The sequence below is a fragment of the Limosilactobacillus difficilis genome (genome assembly GCF_947387495.1).
Lineage (GTDB): Bacteria > Bacillota > Bacilli > Lactobacillales > Lactobacillaceae > Limosilactobacillus > Limosilactobacillus difficilis.
Window position 1 is genome coordinate 1 of record NZ_CANDNU010000122.1, and the last position, 314, is coordinate 314.

Below are 314 nucleotides of genomic sequence, written 5' to 3' on the forward strand. Positions count from 1 at the left end.
TCAGTTACTAATATTGTTCGTTGGCTTAAAGGAATTACGGCATATCAGTTATTCCGCCAATGTCCAGAACTAAAAAAACAGCTATTGGAAACGACAAGGACGACACTTGTGGTCGCCTAGTTACTACGTAGAAAGTATTGGAGCAGTGAATGAAGCCGCAGTAGCTAAATATATTGATGATCAGCGTAAAAAGGAGGTGAAATGAGAATGGCCAAGATTAATAAGGGAATTAAATTGCGGCTATATCCAACAAAAAAGCAAACTGACCAGTTATGGCAAATGTTTGGTAATGACCGCAAGGTTTGGAATTTAAT

Annotated in this window: 1 protein-coding gene and 1 pseudogene; both read left to right on the forward strand. The window is 38.2% G+C overall.

Features of this window, described 5'->3' with window-relative positions; translation table 11 throughout:
• Positions 1–205: pseudogene (locus tag QOR82_RS09225) on the forward strand (transposase); the annotation flags it as partial.
• Positions 206–207: 2 nt separating this feature from the next.
• A partial coding sequence (locus QOR82_RS09230; protein ID WP_283584433.1) for a helix-turn-helix domain-containing protein occupies positions 208–314 on the forward strand: 107 nt, incomplete at its 3' end.